Source organism: Desulfobotulus sp. (assembly GCF_034006065.1).
Classification (GTDB): Bacteria; Desulfobacterota; Desulfobacteria; order Desulfobacterales; family ASO4-4; genus Desulfobotulus.
The window spans coordinates 17,853-40,405 of the sequence record NZ_JAVETM010000034.1 but is presented as its reverse complement, the minus strand read 5'-3'; the positions used below and the strand labels follow the sequence as shown (position 1 = coordinate 40,405).

At 57.5% G+C, this 22,553-nt stretch carries 20 protein-coding genes; 16 read left to right on the top strand and 4 right to left on the bottom strand.

What is annotated here, in order from left to right; genetic code table 11:
- From RBR60_RS12375 to RBR60_RS12360, 4 genes are all read right to left on the bottom strand, one after another.
- A partial coding sequence (locus RBR60_RS12375; RefSeq protein ID WP_320357217.1) for a hypothetical protein occupies nucleotides 1-503 on the bottom strand: 503 nt, incomplete at its 3' end.
- Nucleotides 504-906: 403 nt separating this feature from the next.
- The gene (locus RBR60_RS12370) at nucleotides 907-2,157 is read right to left on the bottom strand and encodes an IMP cyclohydrolase (protein WP_320357215.1); all 1,251 of its coding nucleotides are present in this window, start codon (nucleotides 2,155-2,157) and stop codon (nucleotides 907-909) included.
- 3 nt (nucleotides 2,158-2,160) lie between these two features.
- Entirely contained in the window at nucleotides 2,161-2,844 is a 684-nt protein-coding gene (locus tag RBR60_RS12365; protein WP_320357213.1) for a hypothetical protein, read from the bottom strand.
- 171 nt (nucleotides 2,845-3,015) lie between these two features.
- A complete protein-coding gene (locus tag RBR60_RS12360; RefSeq protein WP_320357211.1) occupies nucleotides 3,016-3,714 on the bottom strand; it encodes a hydroxyacylglutathione hydrolase family protein in 699 nt (232 codons plus the stop codon).
- A 243-nt stretch (nucleotides 3,715-3,957) separates the two neighbouring features.
- Here RBR60_RS12360 and mraZ point away from each other — a divergent pair, with 243 nt between their 5' ends.
- From mraZ to RBR60_RS12280, 16 genes are all read left to right on the top strand, one after another.
- Nucleotides 3,958-4,407, top strand: coding sequence for a division/cell wall cluster transcriptional repressor MraZ (mraZ, locus tag RBR60_RS12355; RefSeq protein WP_320357209.1), 450 nt, complete (start codon nucleotides 3,958-3,960; stop codon nucleotides 4,405-4,407).
- Nucleotides 4,408-4,410: 3 nt separating this feature from the next.
- Complete coding sequence (gene rsmH / locus RBR60_RS12350; protein WP_320357207.1) at nucleotides 4,411-5,352, top strand: 16S rRNA (cytosine(1402)-N(4))-methyltransferase RsmH; 942 nt, start codon at nucleotides 4,411-4,413, stop codon at nucleotides 5,350-5,352.
- Nucleotides 5,349-5,657, top strand: coding sequence for a cell division protein FtsL (locus RBR60_RS12345; RefSeq protein WP_320357205.1), 309 nt, complete (start codon nucleotides 5,349-5,351; stop codon nucleotides 5,655-5,657). The genes rsmH and RBR60_RS12345 overlap by 4 nt, the downstream gene beginning before the upstream one ends.
- The gene (locus tag RBR60_RS12340) at nucleotides 5,641-7,404 is read left to right on the top strand and encodes a penicillin-binding protein 2 (protein ID WP_320357203.1); all 1,764 of its coding nucleotides are present in this window, start codon (nucleotides 5,641-5,643) and stop codon (nucleotides 7,402-7,404) included. Before RBR60_RS12345 ends, RBR60_RS12340 begins: the two co-directional genes overlap by 17 nt.
- Complete coding sequence (locus RBR60_RS12335) at nucleotides 7,401-8,912, top strand: UDP-N-acetylmuramoyl-L-alanyl-D-glutamate--2,6-diaminopimelate ligase (protein ID WP_320357201.1); 1,512 nt, start codon at nucleotides 7,401-7,403, stop codon at nucleotides 8,910-8,912. The genes RBR60_RS12340 and RBR60_RS12335 overlap by 4 nt, the downstream gene beginning before the upstream one ends.
- Nucleotides 8,905-10,326: a UDP-N-acetylmuramoyl-tripeptide--D-alanyl-D-alanine ligase gene (locus RBR60_RS12330; protein WP_320357199.1), complete on the top strand. Its 1,422-nt coding sequence runs from the start codon at nucleotides 8,905-8,907 to the stop codon at nucleotides 10,324-10,326. Before RBR60_RS12335 ends, RBR60_RS12330 begins: the two co-directional genes overlap by 8 nt.
- A gap of 5 nt (nucleotides 10,327-10,331) precedes the next feature.
- A complete protein-coding gene (gene mraY / locus RBR60_RS12325) occupies nucleotides 10,332-11,411 on the top strand; it encodes a phospho-N-acetylmuramoyl-pentapeptide-transferase (protein WP_320357197.1) in 1,080 nt (359 codons plus the stop codon).
- Nucleotides 11,412-11,419: 8 nt separating this feature from the next.
- Nucleotides 11,420-12,751, top strand: coding sequence for a UDP-N-acetylmuramoyl-L-alanine--D-glutamate ligase (gene murD, locus RBR60_RS12320; RefSeq protein ID WP_320357196.1), 1,332 nt, complete (start codon nucleotides 11,420-11,422; stop codon nucleotides 12,749-12,751).
- Complete coding sequence (ftsW, locus tag RBR60_RS12315; protein ID WP_320357193.1) at nucleotides 12,748-13,869, top strand: putative lipid II flippase FtsW; 1,122 nt, start codon at nucleotides 12,748-12,750, stop codon at nucleotides 13,867-13,869. The genes murD and ftsW overlap by 4 nt, the downstream gene beginning before the upstream one ends.
- Nucleotides 13,866-14,966 carry an undecaprenyldiphospho-muramoylpentapeptide beta-N-acetylglucosaminyltransferase gene (gene murG / locus RBR60_RS12310; RefSeq protein WP_320357191.1) on the top strand — a complete coding sequence of 367 codons (1,101 nt, stop codon included), beginning with the start codon at nucleotides 13,866-13,868 and terminating at the stop codon, nucleotides 14,964-14,966. The genes ftsW and murG overlap by 4 nt, the downstream gene beginning before the upstream one ends.
- A 2-nt stretch (nucleotides 14,967-14,968) precedes the next feature.
- A complete protein-coding gene (murC, locus tag RBR60_RS12305) occupies nucleotides 14,969-16,354 on the top strand; it encodes a UDP-N-acetylmuramate--L-alanine ligase (protein ID WP_320357189.1) in 1,386 nt (461 codons plus the stop codon).
- Nucleotides 16,338-17,273: a UDP-N-acetylmuramate dehydrogenase gene (murB, locus tag RBR60_RS12300; protein WP_320357187.1), complete on the top strand. Its 936-nt coding sequence runs from the start codon at nucleotides 16,338-16,340 to the stop codon at nucleotides 17,271-17,273. The genes murC and murB overlap by 17 nt, the downstream gene beginning before the upstream one ends.
- Nucleotides 17,254-18,102: a cell division protein FtsQ/DivIB gene (locus RBR60_RS12295; RefSeq protein WP_320357219.1), complete on the top strand. Its 849-nt coding sequence runs from the start codon at nucleotides 17,254-17,256 to the stop codon at nucleotides 18,100-18,102. The genes murB and RBR60_RS12295 overlap by 20 nt, the downstream gene beginning before the upstream one ends.
- A 28-nt stretch (nucleotides 18,103-18,130) precedes the next feature.
- Nucleotides 18,131-19,357 (top strand): cell division protein FtsA, encoded by a 1,227-nt coding sequence (gene ftsA / locus RBR60_RS12290; RefSeq protein WP_320357185.1) that lies wholly within the window; start codon nucleotides 18,131-18,133, stop codon nucleotides 19,355-19,357.
- An 85-nt stretch (nucleotides 19,358-19,442) separates the two neighbouring features.
- Nucleotides 19,443-20,669 carry a cell division protein FtsZ gene (gene ftsZ, locus RBR60_RS12285; RefSeq protein WP_320357183.1) on the top strand — a complete coding sequence of 409 codons (1,227 nt, stop codon included), beginning with the start codon at nucleotides 19,443-19,445 and terminating at the stop codon, nucleotides 20,667-20,669.
- A gap of 128 nt (nucleotides 20,670-20,797) precedes the next feature.
- Nucleotides 20,798-22,528, top strand: a complete 1,731-nt coding sequence (locus RBR60_RS12280) for a radical SAM protein (RefSeq protein ID WP_320357181.1) — start codon at nucleotides 20,798-20,800, stop codon at nucleotides 22,526-22,528.
- Nucleotides 22,529-22,553: the final 25 nt, after the last annotated feature.

Here is a 22,553-nt window from a genome sequence, read left to right as displayed (position 1 = left end):
GGCACCTCATCCAGCCATTCCCGCAGGCTGGCACCAAAAAGGCTGTTACCCGCCAATTCCACCAGAAGATACTGCCCATCCACCTCATCAAAAAGAAAACGGGAAAATCCCTGCTGGGTCATCACACGGCCCGAATCCAGGGATTCATAACGTTTTTCCCATCGAACAAAGAGAAACTGGCGGACATGATCGGACACCACCCGGTCAATCCAGTAATCCACCCGATGAATTTCATAGTTTCTGAAATCACTGTACAGGGCGTCGGTGAAGGTGATGTAATCCTGACGAAAGCGCTCATCGGAAACCCTTTCCAGAAAACCATGCACATCCTCATCCTCATAGGCAGCAAGGAGTTCCTTGAACACCGCCTCCACCTTCATGGCCCGGGTCTGATCCTTCACCACAATATCCCGATCAAACTGTGTTTCTGCGGCTGCGGAAAAAACCATACCCATCCAGAAAATCCCCACCATGGCAAGCCATGGACCTCTCTTCTGCACCATTACACCTCCTTAACCGACAAAACAGGAGCTGATTCCTTGTCCACCCGGCTCCCCTTCAAAAAACCCCATGCCGTACGCCCAGATCTTTCGGAGTTCCCCGGAGGTTCCCGGATCCCCGCCTGAATCCACCTGATATTTGAAATTATGTTATCATTTTCTTCAGCTAAAAGGCATCTGACAATCTTCTGACATGAAAAAAGGACTCAAGAAAACTTGAGTTCCCCAAGCCCGTCTTCCCGCACACCAGGCAGTCCCCCCGTGACCGTCTTCAAAAAAAACGGGCAAAGCCTTCAACCCGGAGGTTGATGCTTTACCCGCTTGTGGCAAGCCTCACAACAAAGGCCTGCCACCATTCAGAACAAATAACGCCTCCGCCTTCCCATGGAAAAACGAAGACCTTCACTCAGTGCTTGAAGCTACGCTGCCCCGTAAAGACCATGGCCGCATTGCACTCGTTGCAGGCCTCAATGGACTGGTAATCGTTCATGGAACCGCCAGGCTGAATCACAGCACTCACTCCCTCCTTCAGACCCACGTCAATGCCGTCCCTGAAAGGAAAAAAGGCATCACTCACCATGGAAGAACCGATGAGACCGCCCTTTTCCGCAGCCACGCGGGCATCAATTTCCGCCCGTTTGTCCGCATCTTCCATGAGGTTGTAAGGTTTGCCGTAGGTTTCAAAGCAATAGCGGTCGGCAAGCTTTTTATACGCCTTATCCCGCGCGATTTCAGCAACCCCCACCCGATCCTGCTCGCCGGTGCCGATCCCCACCGTGACCCCGTCTTTCACATAAATGACGGAGTTGGAGGTGATGCCGGACTCCACCAGCCAGCCAAAAAGCAGATCCGCGTATTCGGCTTCCGTGGGCTCCCGCTTCACCCGGTAGGTCTGGCCCTTGTAGTCACAGACCGCAGGCAGGAGATCCTCCTTTTTAAGGGTGGTGGGCACAAAGCTCCACTGGGCGATGAGACCTCCGTCCATGAGACTTTTGAAATCCACCACAGGCTGACCCACAAACTCATGAAGCCTTGCCATGTTGCCGATGCGGATAACCCGGAGGTTTTTCTTGGCTCCCAGGATCTCCATGACCCCTTCCTCAAAGTCCGGAGCCACCACCACTTCGGCATACTGGCTGGCCACAGCCTCTGCCGTGGCCCTGTCCATGGCCCGGTTCATGGCAATGCAGCCCCCGAAGGCGGCAATCCGGTCGGCCATGTAGGCCTTGTGATAGGCTTTTTCAAGGCTCAGATCCCTCGCAACACCACAGGGATTGTTGTGCTTCACGATCACCACCGTGGGCGTATCCGCAAAATAGCGGAGGATATTGAGGGCATTGTCCGCATCCGTGAGATTGGTCTTTCCCGGATGCTTGCCGCTCTGGAGCAGCTCGATGTCCGACACCAGGTATTTTCCCGGCTGAAGGGTCTGGGTCTGGCCTAAAATAAGATTACCGTTCACAAGACGGTAGAGGGCCGCCTCCTGACCGGGGTTTTCTCCATACCGCAGCCCCTTGCGTAGATCCTCAATGATCCAGGAGACCTTCTCATAAAAAAGGGTCTGACGGGAACTCCCGTCCACAAAGGAGATTTCCATGGCAGGCGTGAAGGCATCATCCATCACGGTCTTGTACATTGCTTTTAAATCCTGGGCCATTTTTCACATGCTCCGGTAACAGGGGTTGACGTGGGTGCCAAAATCAAGGCCGCCGAGATAGGCCGCAATGGCCGCATCGTAAGCCGCCGTATGACTGAAGGCCTTGGTGGCAAGGCGATAGCGCAGGGCAAGGGAGGTACAGCCCTTCTGGGCCTTCAGCTCTTCCAGCAGGGCCGGATAATCATCGGGATCCACCACAGGGGCCACGCGGATGAAGTTCTTGGCCGAAGCCCGGATCATGCAGGGGCCGCCGATGTCGATGTTGGCCCTGGCATCTTCTGCCCTCACACCCTCCTTTGCGATGGTTTCCCGGAAAGGGTAGAGGTTCACCACGGTCATGTCAAAAGAAACGGCCCCGGTGCGGGTCAGATCCGCCCTGTGGCTCTCATTGTAGGTTTCCGTAAGCAGACCGAGGTAAATCTTGAAATCAAGGGTTTTAACAAGGCCCCCCTGCGTTTCCGGCTGCCCCGTATAGTCGGAGACCTGCACCAGGGATCTGGCAGCCCCTTCCCCCAGAAGCCCGGCTATATAATTGAAGGTGCCGCCTGTGGAATAGAACACCACATCGGGGTTGATCGCCAGAAGCCCCGGGACCAGAATGTCAAGGTTCCGTTTATCCGACACACTGACCAGCACACGCTTTACCTTCACCTGTCCGTCAATCTGATCCACTCTGTTGACTGTCATATACACTCCCGGGCCTCTTAGACCCCATTCATCCATCCGTTCTCATCCATTTCGGTCCGTATCCGGCCCTCTCGATGCAAACCCTCTTTAAACGGAAGCCCCTCTTTCGTCAAGAATAGGGATGGCATCCGGTCTTCCCGGCTCCCCAGTCCATGGAAACCACAGACAGGCTCAATACACTTCCATAAGGCTGTACCAGCGCCTGAGGGCCGTATCCACGGGAAGTCCGCGCCGGACCAGAATCTCTGTCATCACAGGATCGTTATAACGCAGATAGGGATTCACCCGGAGCTCCATCTCCAGGGTGGAAAAACCGTGGCCTGGATTCCAGGCCGCAAGATAAGCTTCAAGATGCGGATTATCAGGCTCAATGCTCCTGGCAAAAGCAACGGCTTCCTTCACATAGTCATGCCCGGCATAAATCCGGGTATCCCCTGGCAGGGACAGCAGTTTTTCCATGCTGTGGAAAAATGCATCCAGATCTCCTGAAAAACAATTGCCCACCGTACCATTGAAAAGGGTATCTCCGGAGATCACAAAGCCCTCTCCCACAAAGCACACCGAATCCAGGGTATGCCCCGGCGTGGCCAGCACAGCCAGCCGCTCTCCCCCCAAACTCAACTCCCCTTTGGCGCACAAAGCCCCGTGGGAAAGCAGGGGGGCACCGGAACGGGCGCAGAGGGCACCGCTTCCCTGAACATGATCCGGGTGATCATGGGTATGGGTGATTCCCACAAGGCGGAGGCCACTTTTTTCCACAGCGTGCAAAATGGCATCCACGGCCCCCCCATCCACAGCCAGGGCTTCGCCCCCGGCTTCCAGCAGATAGGCCAGATTGTCTCCGTTGTAGCGGAACTGATGAACCTTCATACATCCTCCCCTGGATTTCGGATATGTCCCTGATATTTTTTTTTAACATACAGAATTTTATTTCCCATGAAAACCTTATCTTCCCGGAACCTCCGCCATTTCTGGGATACCAGCTTTTTTTAAGAATTCCCACAATTGCCACGCACACAAAAAGAACCTGCATGCAGCCCTTGACCTTTTCTCTATTTATTGTAGTCTGATGGCCCAAAGTGGCGGAAAGTGGAAGCTTAAAAAAGGAGAACCATGTTCCGTGGCAGTTCTACGCATAAACTGGACCCCAAAGGACGCATTTCCATCCCCACCCGTTTCCGCTCGGTGATGGACAGCCAGAACTGTCTCGGCCTCATGATCTCCCGCATGGATAAAAACCTTGTGGCCTATACCTATGATGATTGGGCCAAAATCGAACAACGCATCCTGGACCTTGCGGAAAAAAATGACGCCATGCGCCGCTTCCGCAGGGTCTTCATAGGAGGAGCCCACGACTGTCCCCTCGACAGCCAGGGCCGCATTCTCATTCCTCCCTCCCTGCGCACCTACGCCGGGCTGGAAAAGGAAATTGTTCTTGTGGGGGTGCTCGACCATTTTGAAATCCTTTCCGAAGCACAGTGGGAAAGGGAAAACCAACAGCTCGAAGACGATATACAGAACGAAGAAACCCTGCGGGCCGAAATCGCAAAACTGGGAATCTGATCCATGAACTTTCACCACGTTTCCTGCATGCCCACGGAAGTCCTTGCCTTTCTCCTCGGAGAACCCGGGGGGATTTATGTGGACGCCACCCTGGGCGGAAGCGGCCATACCCGCAGAATTCTGGAAGCCACGGATTCCCGGACCCGCGTCATCGGCATTGATCAGGACCCCGACGCCATTGCCTGGGGCCGCAAGGTCCTCGCCTCCTTTGGGGACAGGGCCTGCATTGTCCGGGGAAATTTTGCCGATGTACCCGCCATCCTGGACAGGCTTGGCATTGACGCGGTGGACGGCATCCTGGCCGACCTCGGACTTTCCTGCCACCAGCTGGAAGCCAGCGGTCGGGGCTTCAGTTTCAAAGGCGATGAACCCCTTGACATGCGCATGGATCCGGAATCCGAGATCTGCGCCGCCGATCTTGTGAATACGGAAAGCGAGGAAGCGCTTAAAAAAATCTTCCGGGATTTCGGAGAAGAGCGCTTTGCAGGACCCATCGCCCGCCGCATTCTTTCCGCACGCGCCCAGGCTCCCATCCAGACCACAGGCGAGCTGACGGAGATCATCCGCCGCGTCATTCCGGCAAAGCACAGCGCTAAACAGAAAATTCACCCGGCCACCCGGGTGTTCATGGCCCTGCGCATTGCCGTGAACCAGGAGATGGCCCAGCTGGATCGTTTTCTTGAAGATGCGCCCCTGCGCCTCAGGCCCAAAGGCCGCATGGTGGTTTTAAGCTTTCATTCCCTGGAAGACCGCAGGGTCAAACAGCGTTTCCGGGATCTGGCCACATCCTGTGTCTGTCCGCCGGAATTCCCTATCTGCACCTGTGGCCGAAAGGCCGGATTTCGTGTACTGACATCCAAGGCCATACGGCCGGGAGAAGAAGAAATTGCGGTAAATCCCATGGCCCGGAGCACGCGTCTCAGGGCCATGCAGCGTCTGCCATGACACCCGGAACCTTCAAACCGCCAGGAGCCCATGCCTGGATCTTTCTTTTAAGCATGGTTTTCATAACCCTTTTCAGCGCCACATGGATCCGGACCCAGTGTACCAGTCTCAACTTTCTCATTACCCAGACCCGTGCGGATCGAGACAGACTGATCACACGGAACCGGAACCTTGAAATTGAACAGGCCCGCCTCAGGTCGCCGGAACGTATCCGCAACCTTGGGGAAACCCGTCTCGGGCTTGGGATGCCCAAAGCCGAAAACACCTTTGATCTCAGTGGAATTGTCCATGAAAAAGGCCCCTGAACCCACATTCGCGAAAACACGCTTCATGCTGGTGATTGCCGTCTTTTCGCTGCTGTTCTGCACGGTCGGCGTCCGCGCCTTCCAGGTTCAGGTGCTGCAAAGGGAAGGGCTTGTCCAGAAAGCAGAGCGTCATTACAGGAAATCCCTTGTTTTCCATGGCAAAAGGGGCAGTATTCTCGACAAAAATGGCGCACCTCTGGCCGTGAGTATGGAAGCGGCCAGCGTAGCCATCCGACCTGATCTTTTTCCGGACAGGGAAACCGCGGCCACAGCCATTGCCCGCATTCTCGGAAAACCCCGCGAAGATCTCCTGCCTCTGTTTTCAGGGGATCGTTTCACCTGGATCGCCCGAAGGGTCAGGCCGGAAGCCGCTGAGGAGATCCTTGCCTTCCGCAGCACCCTGCCCCTTACCCCCAGCCAGAGACTTCTGGCCATCCAGGTGGTTTCAGAAAGCAGCCGGGCCTATCCCAATCGGGAAATGGCCGCCCAGGTCATCGGGTTTACAGGTATGGACGGCGAAGGGCTGGAAGGTCTGGAACATCGCTACAATTCGGTCCTCAAGGGGGAAGCCCGGGATCTCACCATCATCCGGGACGGGCGGGGCCGCTGGTTCAATGAGCAGGATACCGCAGCAGAAGCCGCTCCCGGAAAAAATCTTGTTCTCACCCTGGACAAAACCCTCCAGTTCATTACAGAATCCGCCCTCAGCGAAGCGGCAAGCCGCTCGGACGCCGCAGCAGGCATGGCCGTTGTCCTTTGCCCCAAAACCGGCGCCATCCGCGCCATGGCCCATTATCCCTCCTTCAACCCCAACAACTTCGGGCCTTATCCCAGGGATTTCTGGAGGAATCGGGCCGTCAGCGAACCCTTTGAGCCTGGCTCCACCATGAAGTCCTTTCTCATTGCAGGCGCCCTGGACAGGGGCTATATCCGCTCCGACGCCATCTACTACTGCGGTAACGGCTCTTACCGCATCGGCCCTGTCACCATCCGGGACACCAAGCCCCATGAGTGGCTTTCCGTCACCCAGATTCTCAAATTTTCCAGCAACATCGGCTCTGTCAAGATTTCCGAGGTCATGGGAGAAAAGGCCCTTTTTGATACGCTCAGATCCTTTGGTTTTGGTGAGCGCACAGGCATTGACGCACCCGGAGAAACCCGGGGCATCCTCAGGGACTGGCGACGCTGGACCAGTGTGGATACGGGCAACATCGCCTTTGGCCAAGGGCTTTCTGCCTCCGCGGTGCAGCTCGTTGCAGCCGCCGGAGCCATTGCCAATGGGGGCATTCTCATGCGCCCCTATCTTGTCCAGGAAATCCGGGATCCCCTCACGGGCACTGCGGAGGTCTTTCCGCCTCAGGCCGTTCACAGGGTCATTGCCCCGGAAACCGCCAACATGGTGAAAGCCATGATGGCCACGGTCACAGAAACCGGCGGAACCGGAACCGCCGCTGCCCCCCGGGGTTACCGGGCTGCGGGAAAAACCGGCACTTCGCAGAAGACCGAACCCGACGGCAGCTACTCAAGAAGCCGATATATCGCTTCTTTCCTGGGCTTTGCCCCCCTGGAAGATCCAGCCCTTGTGGTGCTCGTCATGCTGGATGAACCCAGAAAAAGTCATTATGGCGGTGCTGCAGCAGGGCCTGCCTTCCGCACCATCATTTCCGAAGGTCTTGCGTACATGAATATTCCTCCCAGACCCGCCACCCCCATCACCACGGCCATGGGATATGGAGAAAAGCCATGATGAACATCGCCCAGCTCTTCTCTTCCTCCCACTGGCCCAAAGGCATGCCCTTTGCCCTGAAAAACAGCCTTCCCGGAGACCGCCAGATCACCGGCATCCAGTACCGGTCCGATCAGGTCCGGCCGGGCGATCTCTTTGTGGCCGTCCCCGGCCTTGCCACGGATGGGCACCTCTATGCACCCGACGCTGCAGCCAGGGGGGCCTCCATCCTTGTGGCTGAACGCCCCGTTCCGGAAGCCGGTCTTCCCACCCTGCTTGTGGATGACAGCCGCAAAGCCCTTGCTGCCCTTTCCGCTGTCTTTTACGGTTTTCCGGCAAAAAATCTCACCCTCATCGGCGTCACAGGCACCAACGGTAAAAGCACCACCACCCATATCCTGGAAGCCATTCTCCGTGAAGCGGGCTGGACCACAGGTGTCATGGGCACCATTGATTGGCATTATCCCGGTCATGTGGAGCCCACTGGCACCACAACTCCGGAATCCAGAGATCTTCAGGCGCGTCTGGCCACCATGCGGGATGCGGGGGTCAGCCACGTGGTCATGGAAGTGTCCTCCCACGCAGCGGATCTGGGCCGCATCGTCCATACACCCTTTGATGTGGCCGTATTCACCAATCTCAGCCAGGACCACCTGGATTACCACAAAACCATGGATGCCTATTGGGCCGCCAAAAAAGGGTTTCTTGAAAGCGTACTGGATGGTCGGAACGGCAAAGACGGGGCCAGCCTGGTTGTCAACATTGACGACCCCGCAGGGGAGGCACTCCTCAACCTCTGCCTCAGCCGCACGGGCGGAAAAGGTCTCATCTCCACGGCAAGACGCCATCCCGAGGCCCTCATCCGGCCAGGGGATCCCCGGCTTTCCGCCACAGGCATCCGCTGCAATCTCACAACCCCCACGCATACCTTCCCCATTCTTTCGCCTCTGGTAGGCACTTTCAATCTGGATAACCTGCTCTCCGCCACAGGCGCAGCCATTGCCCTGAACATCTGCGGCAACACCATTAAAAAAGCCCTGGAAGGCCCCCTGGCGGTCCCCGGCCGTCTGGAACGCATCCAGGACCCCAAGGGCCGCTTCATTTTTGTGGACTACGCCCACACCCCCGATGCCCTGGAAAAGGCCCTTCTCACCCTCAAGGAGACGACCCCCGGCCGCCTGATTGTGGTCTTTGGCTGCGGCGGCAACCGGGATCGGGGCAAACGTCCCCTCATGGGAACCATTGCCGCAACCTGGGCGGATCTTTGTGTGGTCACATCGGACAACCCCCGCAACGAAGATCCCGAGACCATCATCCGTGACATTCTCCAGGGAATGCCTTCCCAGGAAAGGATCTGGGTGGAAAAGGACCGCAGAACCGCCATTTTCCTGGCCATTGCCGAGGCAAGGCCCGGTGATGCCGTGCTCATTGCGGGAAAGGGCCACGAAAATTACCAGATTGTGGGAAACAATATCCTTGCCTTTGATGACCGGGAGGTTGCACGGAAAGGAGTTCTTGCCCATGCCTGAAACGCCTCCCTGGTCGGCAGAAGACATCCTCTCATCCACCGGAGCCACTCTTTTCTGCGGGCAGCCGAACACCTTTTTCCCGGACATCGGAACAGACTCCAGGAAGGCTTCAGGCCCTGCCCTTTTTGTGGCCCTCAGGGGCGAGGTGCATGATGGGCATGATTTCATTGCAAAGGCCCTCCAGGCAGGCTACGCAGGCATTCTCATGGAAAAGGCCCGCTGGCCGGAGATGAGAAATTATCTCAAATCCAGGGATTGTCCCGTTTTTGGCGTGGAGAATACCTTCAAAGCTTTGGGCCAACTGGCCCGGCATCGTCTTAAGCGCTTTCAGACTCAGGTGGTGGCTGTCACCGGCTCCAACGGTAAAACCAGCACCAAGGAAATGCTGGGAAGCATTTTCCGTAAAACAGGCCCCTGCCTTGTGACCCAGGGCAATTTCAACAATGAGGTGGGGCTGCCCCTCACCCTTTTCCGCCTGAAACCCGCGGATAAGTGGGCCATACTGGAGCTCGGCATGAACCACCCCGGAGAGATGGCCCGGCTGTCTTCCATCTGTCAGCCGGATTTTGCCCTCATCACCCGCATCGCCCCGGCCCATCTGGAAGGTCTTGGGTCCATAGAAGGCGTGGCCAGGGCCAAGGGAGAAATCTTTTCCGCCATGGCGCAAGGAAAAACAGCCCTCGTCAATGGACAAGACCCCAACTCTACCCTCATCCCCCTCAGGGAAGGGCTGCGGGTCCTGCGCTTCGGCCTGGAACCTTCCTGCGATTTTTACATGAAAAACCCAGGATCCGATGCCACAGGCTCTTGCTTTGATCTCTGTCGTCCGGGCTATCCTCCCCTGCCCATCCGCATCGGCATCCCTGGCGCCATGATGGCGGAAAACGCCCTGGCTGCGGCAGCCACCGCCCTCAGCGCGGGAATCTCCGAAGAAGTCGTTCAGGAGGGTCTCATGGATTTCAGGGGATTTCCCGGCCGCTTTCAGCCCATGCAGGCCCAGGGAGGATTCACCCTGATCAATGACACCTACAACGCCAACCCCGACTCCATGAAAGCCGCCCTCCAGGAGCTGGCCCGTCTGGGGACTTCCGGTCGCAGATTCGCCGTTCTGGGCTCCATGGGTGAACTGGGGGACAATGCGGCGGCCCTGCACCGCCAGGTGGGAGCCCTGGCCGCCGCTGCGGGCCTTACGGCCCTGTACTGCTGCGGCCCCCATGGGCAAGACTTAGCCCAAGGCGCTCGAAAGGCAGGTTTAGACCATGTTGTTCAAGGAGAAAAAGAGGCGCTTGCCTCCATGCTGCGCCCCGGACTCCAGGCGGGAGACTGGGTACTGGTAAAGGGCTCGCGTTCCATGACCATGGAAAGCCTTGTCGCACAACTGATGCAGGATATTCCCCCATCTTCAAGGAATTAAGGTTCATGCTCTATCATCTTCTCTACCCTCTGCACACCTGGTTCTCGGCGCTGAATGTGTTCCGCTACATCAGCTTCCGCACCATCTATGCCGCCATGACGGCCCTGCTCATCTGCATTCTCCTGGGCGCCTGGGCCATTCGCAGGCTCAAAGCCCTGCAGGTGGGGCAGTACATCCGGGAAGAGGGACCGAAATCCCACCAGAGCAAGGCGGGTACACCCACCATGGGAGGCCTCCTCATTCTTTTTGCCATTACAGTCTCCACCCTGCTCTGGGCCAACCTCAGCAATGCCTACCTCTGGCTGGCCCTCCTCACCACCCTGGGGTTTGGCCTCATCGGCTTTGCGGATGACTGGCTCATGCAGGTCAAGAAACACAACACCGGCCTTTCATCGGCCAACAAATTCATGCTTCAGGTACTTTTTGGTCTTCTTGCCTCCATTTTCATCTATCTCATGCCCGAATTTGACACCCGGGTCACCCTGCCCTTTTTCAAAAACATCAGCCCGGATCTCGGACTCGGGTATATCTTTTTTTCCACCTTCATCATTGTGGGCGCTTCCAACGCCGTTAATCTCACCGACGGTCTGGACGGCCTGGCCATCGGCCCTGTGACCATTGCCGCGGTCACCTTCATGATCTTTGCCTATGTGGCCGGGCACTGGGGCCTTGCCAATTATCTTCAGATTCCCTTTGTCAATGGTGCAGGCGAACTGGCCATCCTCTGCGGAGCCGTGGCCGGAGCCGGTCTCGGTTTTCTGTGGTTTAACGGCCATCCGGCCGAAGTTTTTATGGGAGACGTGGGTTCTCTGCCCTTGGGCGCTTTCCTTGGCGTCACGGCCGTGATTACCAAGCAGGAGCTGCTTCTTGTCATTGTGGGAGGGATCTTTGTCATGGAAGCGGTTTCTGTCATTCTCCAGGTGGGCTTTTTCAAGCTGACAGGGGGTAAAAGGATTTTCCGCATGGCCCCCCTGCACCACCACTTTGAACTCAAGGGCTGGAAAGAATCCAAGGTCACCATCCGCTTCTGGATCATCGCCATCCTCCTCGCCCTTGTTGCTATCAGCACACTCAAGATCCGATAGGAAACCCCATGCGTCCTGCTCACACCTTCTCCCATGCGGCGGTCATTGGCCTCGGTCTTTCCGGGATGGCAGCGGTGCGCCTTCTCAAGCGCCAGGGTTTCCGGGTCACGGGTATGGACGAAAAATACACATCCCTTTCCGAAGCCCCAAAGCACTGCGATCAGGTACAAGACCACCTGGATGCGGCCATGCTCCTTGAAACCGACCTCATTGTTCTCAGCCCAGGCGTGGATCCTCGCAGACCGGAGCTGGAACCCGCCCGCCAAAAGGGGATTCCCATCATCGGAGAAATGGCCCTGGGCCTGCGCCATCTCACCCTTCCCTGCATAGCCGTCACGGGCACCAATGGCAAAAGCACGGTCACCGAGCTCATTGCCGCCATGCTGAGAGCTTCGGGAAAAAGGGTTTTTGCCGGTGGCAACCTCGGAACCCCCCTTTGTGATTTCATTCTCAACCCGGAAGATGCGGAAATGGTCGTTCTGGAGGTCTCCAGCTACCAACTGGACACCCTGGAAAGCTTCCAACCCGATGTGGCCGTACTTCTCAACATCAGCGAAGACCACTTAGACCGCTACCCGGACATGGAAGCCTACGCCCGCTCCAAGGCCCGACTCTTCAAGGACATGCGAGCAGGGCTTGCCGTACTCAACCACAGAGACCGCAAGGTCCGGGCCATTGGCCAAACGCTTTCCATTCCTGTCTTGTGGTATGACAGAGAAACAGGCGGCCTTTGCATTGCAGAAAACCAGCTGCGTCTTGAAGATGGCCATCTTTTCCTCCTTGAAGACTTCAGCCTGCCCGGTCGGCACAACCGGGAAAACCTCAGCGCCGCTCTTCTGGCGGCAAGGGCCATGGGCGCAACGGACCAAGGCATCCGGAACACCATCGCCCATTTCAAGGGTCTGGAGCATCGCATGACCTTCTGCGGCAGCGTGTGCGGTGTTGCCTGCTACGATGATTCCAAGGCCACCAACATCGATGCTGTGTGCCGAGCCCTCACGGCCTTCAACCGCAAGGTGGTCCTGATTATGGGAGGAAGGGACAAGGGAGGAGACTACGCCCTCATGGCGGATACCGTTTCCCAGTATGCCCGAAAAATCATTCTCATCGGAGAAGCCGCCCAGGCCATTGAATCCGCCTTTGGCAAAAAAATTCCCTGTGAAAGGGCCTCAAGCCTCGCCGAGGCCGTGGAAAAAGCCGTGAAGGCCGCAGACCCCGACACTCCCGTTCTTCTGTCTCCGGCCTGTTCCAGCTTTGATATGTTCGCAAACTACAAAGACCGGGGCCTGCAATTCCGCAACCTTGTGGCAGCCCTTTCCGCATCCGGAGGAATTTCATGACAGCGGCCGCCCCCACACAGAAGGCCCGCTTCCAGGAAGATCCCTGGCTCTGGGTTCCCCTGCTCCTCCTTCTGGGAACTGGACTTGTCATGGTGTACAGCGCCAGCGCCTCCAAGGCTGCCCAGGCTTTCGGATCCGAGTATCATTTTCTTCTTCGCCAGATGGCCTACGGCGGGGCAGGCCTTCTCGCTCTCCTGGGCTGCCGCTTTTTTCCTTACCGTTTTCTTGCCGGACTGGCCTACCCCATTCTCCTGCTGGCCTTTGTGTTCTTAGGCGCTGTTCTGCTCACCGACTATGGTCACAGCGCTGGCGGAGCCCAGCGCTGGCTGCGTCTGGGAAACATCAGTTTTCAGCCTTCGGAATTCGCCAAATATGCTCTCATCATTTATATGGCCTATTCCCTCAACAAAAAGCAGGCCCGGATCCGGGAGTTCAGCATCGGCTTCCTTCCCCACTTCCTGCTCTTAGTGGTTTTTGCCTTTTTTCTCATGCAGCAGCCAGACCTCGGATCCATCCTCATTCTCATGGCCATTGCCTGGGTTCTCATGTTCTTAGCCGGTGTTCCCTTTCTGCACCTCACATGGCCCATTGTTCCCCTGGCCGCTGTGATGGCCTGGATTGTTGCCACCGCCCCCTACCGCATGCGCCGCATCCTCAGCTTCACCGATCCCTGGGCCCATGCCCAGGACGAGGGTTTTCAGGTTTCCCGAGCCCTCATGGCCTTTGGCAATGGTGGACCCCTGGGGCAGGGACTGGGCAATGGCCGCATGAAAATGGATTATATTCCCGAATCCCATACGGATTTTATCTTTGCCGTCATTGGCGAGGAAACAGGGCTCTGGGGTGTCTTTCTTGTACTCATCCTCTTTGCCATCCTTTTTCTGCGGGGCATGCAGGTGGCCCTGGAAGCTCCGGATCGTTTTGGTTCCTATCTGGCCGCTGGCATCAGCGTGGTCCTGGGCATGCAGGTTCTCATCAATACCGGCGTTACGCTGGGACTCCTTCCGCCCAAGGGACTGACCCTGCCCTTTCTCAGCTATGGGGGAACCTCCCTTGTGGTCAACCTTGCCGCCATGGGCATTTTAATGAATATCGCCGCCGCCAGGAGAAAGGCATGAACAAGGACCTGAAAAAACGACGCCTCCTCATCGCAGGCGGAGGCACCGGAGGCCACCTTTTCCCTGGGGTGGCTGTGGCCGAAACCTTCCTGAGCCGCTCTCCGGACCATGGGGTGCTTTTTGTCAACACGGCAAGACCCCTGGACCAGAAAATCCTTGGATCCAAAGGCCTGCCCTTCGCCCCCATTTCCGCATCCGGGCTGAAAGGACAGGGACTCTGGCAAAGCCTTCTGAGCCTGATGCGCCTTCCCAGGGCCTTTGGGGAAGCCTTTGCCATTCTCCGCGCCTTCAAACCCCATGCCCTGCTTTCCGTGGGAGGATACGCCGCAGCACCCGCAGCCCTTGCCGCAAAATGCATGGGCATTCCTCTGATTCTCCATGAACAGAACAAGCTTCCGGGGCTCACCACCCGTCTCCTTTCCAGGCTTGCTGAGGAAGTTCACGTATCCTTTCCCCACACTCCGCTTCCCGTATCCCCGGAAAGAATCCGTGTGACGGGCAATCCCGTACGATCCAACCTGGTCCAGTGCCGCAAGCGCAGGCGCAGACCCCAAGATCCCCTGAATCTTCTCATCCTGGGAGGCAGTCAGGGCGCAAGGGGCCTCAACAGGGTCGTTTGTCAGGCCCTGCCCCGGCTCGGATCCCTGCCCCTTTCCCTCACGCACCAGACCGGAGCCGCGGATCTCCAGTGGGTGGAGGAGGCCTATGCCGCCTCTGGCATCAAAGCCCGCATTCAGCCCTTTATCGAAGACATGGAATCCTGCTATAGAGAGGCGGATCTTGTGCTCTGCAGGGCCGGAGCCACCACAGTGGCCGAACTTGCTGCCGCAGGCCTTGGGGCCATCTTCATTCCCTTTCCCCACGCTGCGGATAACCATCAGTATTACAATGCAAAGGCGCTCAGCGATATCCAGGCGGCTGTCATCCTGGAGGAAAAAAATCTCACACCCGAAACCCTGACCCATATCCTGACGACCTATGCCGAGCATCCCGAAATCACCGAAGCCATGGCCTCTGCGGCCCTGACCCTTTCACGCCCCCATGCGGCAATCCATCTTACGGAGGCCCTGATGGCCCGTATGCCAGAGGTAAACTGACTATGTATCAAAAAAACTATCATATCCATTTTGTCGGCATCGGTGGCATTGGCATGAGTGGCATTGCCGAACTGCTGATCAACCTTGGTTACCGGGTTTCCGGATCGGATCTCGTGGCCTCGGATATCACCCGGAGGCTCACCGCCCTCGGAGGACGGATTTTCAAGGGCCATGCCGCCGCCCATATGGAGGGTGCGGATGTACTGGTGGTTTCTTCGGCTGTGAAAGCGGACAATCCCGAAATTCTCAGCGCCCAGCAGAAGGGAATCCCTGTGATCCCCAGGGCGGAGATGCTCGCCGAACTCATGCGTCTCAAATATGGCGTGGCCATAGCCGGAGCCCATGGGAAGACGACCACCACCAACCTCATGTCTGCGGTTCTCGCCGAAGGAGGCCTCGACCCCACCATTGTCATTGGCGGTAAACTGCACAGCCTGGGCACCAATGCCAGACTGGGCGAAGGGGATTTTCTCGTGGCCGAGGCGGACGAGTCCGACGGCTCCTTTCTCCGCATGAGCCCCGCCATTGCCGTGGTCACCAACATTGATCTGGAACACCTGGATCACTACAGGGACATTGACGACATCAAAGACGCCTTTACCGAATTCATCAACAAGGTGCCTTTCTACGGCATGGGTGTCGTCTGCCTGGACAATGAGCATGTCCAGAACATCATCCCCCGCATCCGCAAACGCTTTGTCACCTACGGCCTTTCCCGCCAGGCGGATTACCGCGCCAGGGACATCCGCAACCACGGGATGAGAAACCAGTTCACCGTGTTGCGCCACGGAGAGGTTCTGGGAGACATCACCCTGAACCTGCCGGGACGCCACAATGTCACCAATGCCCTTGCCGCCATTGCCGCAGGCTGTGAGCTTTCCATTGACTTTGATCAGATCCGCAGGGCCCTTGAGCAGATTACCGGCGTGGCCCGACGCATGGAAATCAAGGCGGAAGTGGACGGCATCACCATCATGGATGATTACGGTCACCACCCCACGGAAATCCGCACCACCCTGGATGCCGTGCGGGAAAGCTATCCGGACCGACGTCTGGTGGTGGTTTTTCAGCCCCATCGGTACACGCGGACCGCTGCTCTCTTTGATGACTTCACCCGCTCCTTCTATGAGTCCGACGCCCTTTTCATGCTGCCCATCTATGCCGCTGGCGAACCCGCCATTGACGGCATCACGGGCATGGGGCTCTGTGAAGGTGTCAAGGCCCATGGTCATCGCCAGGTGGTCTGTGTGGGCGAGGGGCGCGACCCCTTGCCCCTGCTCCGGGATTTTGTGAAAAAAGGAGATTTGGTTCTGACCCTGGGAGCCGGTAACGTTTATCAGGTGGGCGAAGCCCTGGCGGAGGTTCTTTCCCGTGCAGCCGCCGCCTGAATACCAGAAACTGCTCACGGATTTTCCCGGTCTTTTCCGGGAGCAGGAACCCCTGGCACCCCTTGTGCGCTTCCGGGTCGGCGGGCCTGCGGATCTCTTCTGCCAACCCCAGGATCTGGATACCCTGCGTGCTGTGGTGACCCACGCGGACAAAAAAGAAATCCCCCTTTTTGTCATGGGGGATGGCACCAATCTTCTCGTGCAGGACGGCGGTATGCGGGGGCTGGTTCTGCGTCTGGGGAAGGGATTCAAGGAAATCCGCGTGGACGGTGACTGCCTTTATGCCGGATGTGCGGCCAAACTGCCCAGAGTCTGCCTCCACGCCGCAGGCCAGGGACTCGCGGGACTGGAAGGTTTAAGCGGTATTCCGGGAACCGTGGGCGGCGCCATTGCCATGAACGCAGGTACTCCGGAAAGCACCGCCTGCGAAACCCTGGAAAGCCTTAAAGTCTGTGAACCGGACGGGCTGATCCGGGTTCTCGGGAAAGAAGCCTTCCGTTTCGCTTACCGCAGATTTTACTGGGAAGATGGCACGCCTCTGGAAAAGCGCATTCTCCTTGAAGCCTGCTGGCGACTCAGGAAGGGAGAAGCGCAGATTCTGCGTCAGCAGATCCGGCAGGCCCTCCGTCGCCGCAAGGCCTGTCAGCCTGTGGCCGCAGCCTCCGCAGGCTGTATCTTCAAAAACCCCTGCGCAGACATGCCCGCAGGACGGCTCATTGATGAGGCAGGTTTCAAAGGGATGCAGAGGGGGGATGCCATGGTTTCTCCAAGGCACGCCAACTTCATCATCAATCAAGGGAAGGCCCGGGCTTCGGATATTCTTTCCCTCATAACCTGGATCCAGGAACAGATTCTTGAAACCCAGGGGATCCTGCTGGAAAAGGAGGTCCGCATTGTCGGTGAAACCAGCCCGGTCTGACAGGCTCTCCCGCAAACCAGGCGGTCGACGGGCAAAGCCCAACCGGAAAAAACAGGAATCCCGTCCCTGGCTTGTACCAGGTCAGGTCAGAACCTGGGGACTGCGGGGGGCAGGAGTGCTTCTTCTCGCGCTGGGTCTTGTCTTTACCCATGACCTGATCACGCAGTCCGCCTATTTTCAGATTCACACCATCCGCATCCAGGGTGAGGAATATCTGGACAGAGAAAGGATTCTCCAGCAGGCGGCCATACCGGAAAAAAGCAACCTCATGGCCCTGAACCTGCGCCTTGTCCGCCTTCGCCTGGAAGCCCATCCCTGGATACGGGAAGCCGCTGTCACCCGCAGGCTGCCCCATACCCTGGAGATTACGGTCATGGAAGAAGAGCCCTTTGCCATTGTGCATCCCGAGACCATGCCGGACAAGGCCTTCTGGGCCAACCGGGACGGCCGGATATTCAAGGAGCTGGAAGCAGACGACCCCGTCCATGCCTATCCCCGCATGCGGGATCTGCCCTTTTCAGATACCCAGAACCGGCATCTCTGGTTTTCCAGGGCGCGCACCCTGCTGGATCTTCTGCAGGAAAACGAAGAACCCAGCCTGTCCGCTGGACCTCCTCCTGTTTTATGGATAGATCCGGACCTTGGCCTCAGCCTTTCCGATACGGCCATCGCCGCACGTATTCTTTTCGGATTTTCGGACTTCCGGGAAAAAAACCTGAAGCTCCGAACCCTGCTGCAACACCGCAGGGAACACAGACAGACAACGCCCATGGATACCATCGATCTCGTCCGGCCGGACCGGGTGGTCGTGATACCGGCTGCGGCTTAAAGCCCGTCGGCAGAAAAAGGAGGGACGCGTGAACGCAAACGGCGACATCATTGTAGGTCTTGACATCGGCACCACCAAAATCTGCGCCGTGGTCGGCGAGGTGTCCGGCAAGGAAATTCATATCATCGGCATTGGCTCCCATCCCTCCATCGGGCTGCGCAAGGGGGTGGTGGTGAACATCGAGTCCACCGTGTCCTCCATTCGTAAAGCTGTGGAAGAAGCGGAACTCATGGCAGGATGCGAGATCCGCCGGGTTTACGCAGGCATTGCCGGAGGTCATATCACAGGCTTCAACTCCCACGGCATCATCGCCATCAAGGGCCCGGAAGTTACGGAGGCAGACGTGGAACGGGTCATTGAAGCGGCCCGGGCCGTGGCCATCCCCACGGACAGGGAGGTCATTCATGTGCTGCCCCAGGAGTTCATCGTGGATGACCATTTCGGCATCCAGAACCCTGTGGGCATGGCAGGGGTGCGCCTTGAAACCAAAATCCACATTGTCACCGGCGCTGTGGCCTCGGCCCACAACATCGTCAAATGCTGCAACAAGGCAGGCCTTGAGGTCATTGATGTGGTTCTCGAAGCCCTGGCTTCGGGAGAAGCCGTCCTTTCTCCGGAAGAAAGGGAACTGGGGACCGCGCTCATTGATTTTGGCGGCGGGACTTCGGATCTTGCCGTGTTCTCAGGAAACAATATCCGCCACACCTTCATCCTGCCCCTGGGCGGCAACAACCTCACCAATGACATTGCCATTGGTCTCAGGGCCCCCATTGCCGATGCGGAGCGTATCAAGATCCAGCACGGCACCTGCCTTTCCGAGGGAATCCACCCAGAGGAAAGCATTGAGGTTCCTGGTATGGCGGGACGGGACCCGAGAAAACTTCCCCGCCAGATTCTGGGCGAAATCATCGAGCCCAGGGTGGAGGAAATCTTCACCCTGCTCAAACGGGAAATCTATCGTGCGGGCATGGAAAGCCGGATTTCTTCCGGGATTGTGCTCACCGGAGGCGGTGCCATGCTCCATGGCGTTGCGGATCTGTGCGAGTCCATTTTCAATCTTCCCACACGGGTCGGCCGTCCCATGGGCGTCGGGGGGCTTAAGGATGTCATCCAGGATCCCAATTACGCCACAGCCGTCGGCCTTGTGCTGTACGGGGCCAAGCAGGATGAAAACAGCCAGATGAAGGTACGCGAAAAGGGTTTTTTCAGCGCCATCATCGCCAAGATAAAAGAATGGTTCAAAAACGCCATCTGAAAAAGAAAACAATGCCGATTCCAGGTCCATCATCCGTTACCGGTACGGTTGGAACCCTTAAAGGGGAGTGAAATAAGGAGGGATTATGACTTTTACCTATGTGGAAAACGAAAAAACTGCAAAAATCAAGGTGATCGGTGTGGGTGGCGCAGGGGGAAACGCCATTAACAACATGATTGACGCCCAGCTCCAGGGAGTCAAGTTCATTGCAGCCAACACAGATGCCCAGGCCCTGGATGTATCCAAGGCCCCCATCAAAATCCAGCTCGGCTCGACCCTTACCGAAGGACTTGGCGCAGGCGCCAACCCCAGCGTGGGACGGGAAGCCGCCACGGAAAGCGAAGCGGAAATCCGGGAAGCCCTGAAGGACAGTCACATGGTCTTCATCACCGCAGGACTTGGCGGCGGTACGGGCACAGGGGCGGCTCCCGTGGTGGCCCGCATTGCCAAGGAGCTGGGCGCGCTCACTGTGGCCGTTGCTTCCCGCCCCTTCAGCTTTGAAGGTAAAAAACGCCTCAAGCAGGCAGAAGAAGGCCTGGAAGAACTGAAAAATGTGGCGGATACCGTCATCACCATCCCCAACGACCGGCTCCGGGGCATTGCCCATAAAAACGCCCGGATGGTGGATATGTTCAAAAAAGCCGATGAAATCCTCCACCATTCCGTCAAGGGCATCACGGACCTCATTATGGTTCCGGGCCTCGTGAACCTCGACTTTGCTGACGTGCGCACCACCATGAGCAAAGCGGGTATGGCGCTCATGGGGATCGGCATCGCCTCAGGAGAAAACCGCGCCGTGGAAGCTGCGGAGCGTGCCATCAGCCATCCTCTGCTGGAAGACATTTCCATTGCCGGCGCCAAGGGGCTTCTCATGAACGTCACCTCCACCAGTGAAATCACCATGGACGAGATGACCGAAGCCATGGACCGCATTTACAGTGAAGTGGGCGAGGATGCGGAAATCATCTGGGGGCACGCCATTGATGAAACCCTGGGAGAAGAGCTGCGCATCACGGTCATTGCCACGGGCATCGGCACCCGGGAAGAAATGCAGGCCAGGGCCGCCAACGTTATTCTCCATCGAACCCAGAACCCCAGAAGCGCCGTTTCCTCCCCCAGGGGCAAGCTTCGTGATGTCACCCCTGAGGATCTCGAAAACCCAGGCTTCCATGACTCCGGGGTCATTCAGCGTAAAAAAGCCGTTGGCGATGATGTTTCCACATCCCTTCAGGATATTCCGGAAATCAAAAAAGGCAACATTGATCGGGATGACCTGGAAATCCCCACTTTTTTGCGCCGCAAAGCGGACTGAGCTTTCTGGAAAAACTGCGGACCCTTTTCCGCAGAAAATCCTGAAAAAAAACTGTCCGCTTCTTCCGGGGACAAGCCCGATCCCTGTGGTATGAATCTTCGCCCCAAAGGAGGTTACCCAGAACGCCCATGGCCAGAAAAACCGCCCCAACGGCTTCCGCCCCCCTGTCCGAAACCGGCGTCATCCGCAAAGATGACAGGGGGCGGGTACGGGTTGCTCTGGTTTTTCCCAATACCTACGCCGTGGCAATGGCCAATCTCGGCTTTCAGGCCGTATATCAGCTCTTTAACCAGAGAGAAGAGGTGGCGTGTGAACGCCTGGTGCTGCCCGAAAACCCGGATGCCCCCCTCCGCAGCCTGGAAACCGGAACAGCCTTGCGGCATTTCGATATCATTGCCTTTTCCCTTTCCTTTGAAAACGATTACCCCCGCATTCCCGAAATTCTGGATAAAAGCGGGATTCCCTTTCTCCACAACCTGCGGGAAGCCCATCACCCCCTCGTCATGGCCGGGGGGGTCGCCACCTTTCTCAACCCCGAGCCCCTGGCAGACTTTTTCGATCTTTTTCTCATTGGCGAGGCGGAAGTACTCACGGACCCTTTTTTTAATCTTTACCTGAAGCACCGAGAACTGTCCAAAGAAGCTCTCCTCCACTGCCTCGCCACCCAGATGGACGGTATCTACACCCCCCACTTTTACACGCCCCTGCGCAATGCCCAGGGCCGAATCTGTGGCCTTACGCCCGCCTCCGGCCTCCCTCTTCGCGTGCGCCGGGTTTTTGATCCCAGGGTTTCAGAAAAAGCCACCTGCAGTCCCATCACTTCTGCCCACAGCGCCTTTCCCGACACCTTTCTGGTGGAGACCAGCCGGGGCTGCCCCCATGGCTGTCGGTTCTGCTCCGCAGGCTTTGTCTATCGCCCGCCCCGGTTCCGGAATATGGATGTACTGGAAGCCGCCATTGCCGAAGGTAAAAACCGCAAGATGAAAGTGGGGCTCATGGGGACTGCGGTCTCGGACCTTAAGGACATTGACCGCATCTGTGCGACTGCCCTGGAAGGCGAGCTGGTTTTAAGTTTCAGCTCCCTCCGAGCCGATGCCCTTACCCCCGCCCTTCTGGAAACCCTGGCAGCGGGCGGCGTGAAAACCGCCACCATCGCGCCGGAAGCGGGAAGCCAGCGCCTGCGTCAGGTCATCAACAAAGGCCTGGACACCTCCACCCTGCTCAATGCCGCAGAGCGTCTCGTTTCCGCAGGCATTCCCAATCTTAAACTCTATTTCATGGTAGGACTTCCCGAAGAAACCCCCGAGGACATTGCCGAACTCAAAGCCCTCGTCATGGCCATCAAGGCCCGTTTTCTCGAGGCCAGCCGCCTCAAGGGATTCATGGGCGTCATCACCGTGGGTGTTTCCCCCTTTGTTCCCAAACCCTTCACCCCCTTTCAGTGGGCCGCCATGCAGAGTGAAGCCCGGCTCAAGGCCATTTTAAAAGAACTTCGCAAGGATTTCGGCCCCATACCCAATGTCCGTTTCCATGATGAAAATCCGAAAAACAGCATCCTCCAGGCCATTCTCGCCAGGGGAGACCGCGACATCTCCCGTCTCATCACAGCGCTGTGGCAGGAAAAGGGACACCTGAAACGAGCCTGCATGGCCATTCAGCTGGATCCCTCCCCCTACCTTGCAGCCCGCAGTCTTCAGGATTTTCTGCCCTGGGAGATCCTTGACCATGGCATCCGCAGGTCCTTTCTGGAGCATGAGCGCCACAAGGCCAGCCAAGCCCTGTCCACTCCCCCCTGCCCCATGAAGGATTGCGCGACCTGCGGCATCTGTCGGGAACGCGATGCTTTCCCTCTTGCGTAAAATCTTCTATACTCACTCCATCATA

Coding starts and splice junctions, on each gene's coding strand:
- RBR60_RS12370 (WP_320357215.1), bottom strand. CDS start 2,157: ATGGCCCAGGATTTAAAAGCAATGTACAAGACCGTGATGGATGATGCC.
- RBR60_RS12365 (WP_320357213.1), bottom strand. CDS start 2,844: ATGACAGTCAACAGAGTGGATCAGATTGACGGACAGGTGAAGGTAAAG.
- RBR60_RS12360 (WP_320357211.1), bottom strand. CDS start 3,714: ATGAAGGTTCATCAGTTCCGCTACAACGGAGACAATCTGGCCTATCTG.
- mraZ (WP_320357209.1), top strand. CDS start 3,958: ATGTTCCGTGGCAGTTCTACGCATAAACTGGACCCCAAAGGACGCATT.
- rsmH (WP_320357207.1), top strand. CDS start 4,411: ATGAACTTTCACCACGTTTCCTGCATGCCCACGGAAGTCCTTGCCTTT.
- RBR60_RS12345 (WP_320357205.1), top strand. CDS start 5,349: ATGACACCCGGAACCTTCAAACCGCCAGGAGCCCATGCCTGGATCTTT.
- RBR60_RS12340 (WP_320357203.1), top strand. CDS start 5,641: ATGAAAAAGGCCCCTGAACCCACATTCGCGAAAACACGCTTCATGCTG.
- RBR60_RS12335 (WP_320357201.1), top strand. CDS start 7,401: ATGATGAACATCGCCCAGCTCTTCTCTTCCTCCCACTGGCCCAAAGGC.
- RBR60_RS12330 (WP_320357199.1), top strand. CDS start 8,905: ATGCCTGAAACGCCTCCCTGGTCGGCAGAAGACATCCTCTCATCCACC.
- mraY (WP_320357197.1), top strand. CDS start 10,332: ATGCTCTATCATCTTCTCTACCCTCTGCACACCTGGTTCTCGGCGCTG.
- murD (WP_320357196.1), top strand. CDS start 11,420: ATGCGTCCTGCTCACACCTTCTCCCATGCGGCGGTCATTGGCCTCGGT.
- ftsW (WP_320357193.1), top strand. CDS start 12,748: ATGACAGCGGCCGCCCCCACACAGAAGGCCCGCTTCCAGGAAGATCCC.
- murG (WP_320357191.1), top strand. CDS start 13,866: ATGAACAAGGACCTGAAAAAACGACGCCTCCTCATCGCAGGCGGAGGC.
- murC (WP_320357189.1), top strand. CDS start 14,969: ATGTATCAAAAAAACTATCATATCCATTTTGTCGGCATCGGTGGCATT.
- ftsZ (WP_320357183.1), top strand. CDS start 19,443: ATGACTTTTACCTATGTGGAAAACGAAAAAACTGCAAAAATCAAGGTG.
- RBR60_RS12280 (WP_320357181.1), top strand. CDS start 20,798: ATGGCCAGAAAAACCGCCCCAACGGCTTCCGCCCCCCTGTCCGAAACC.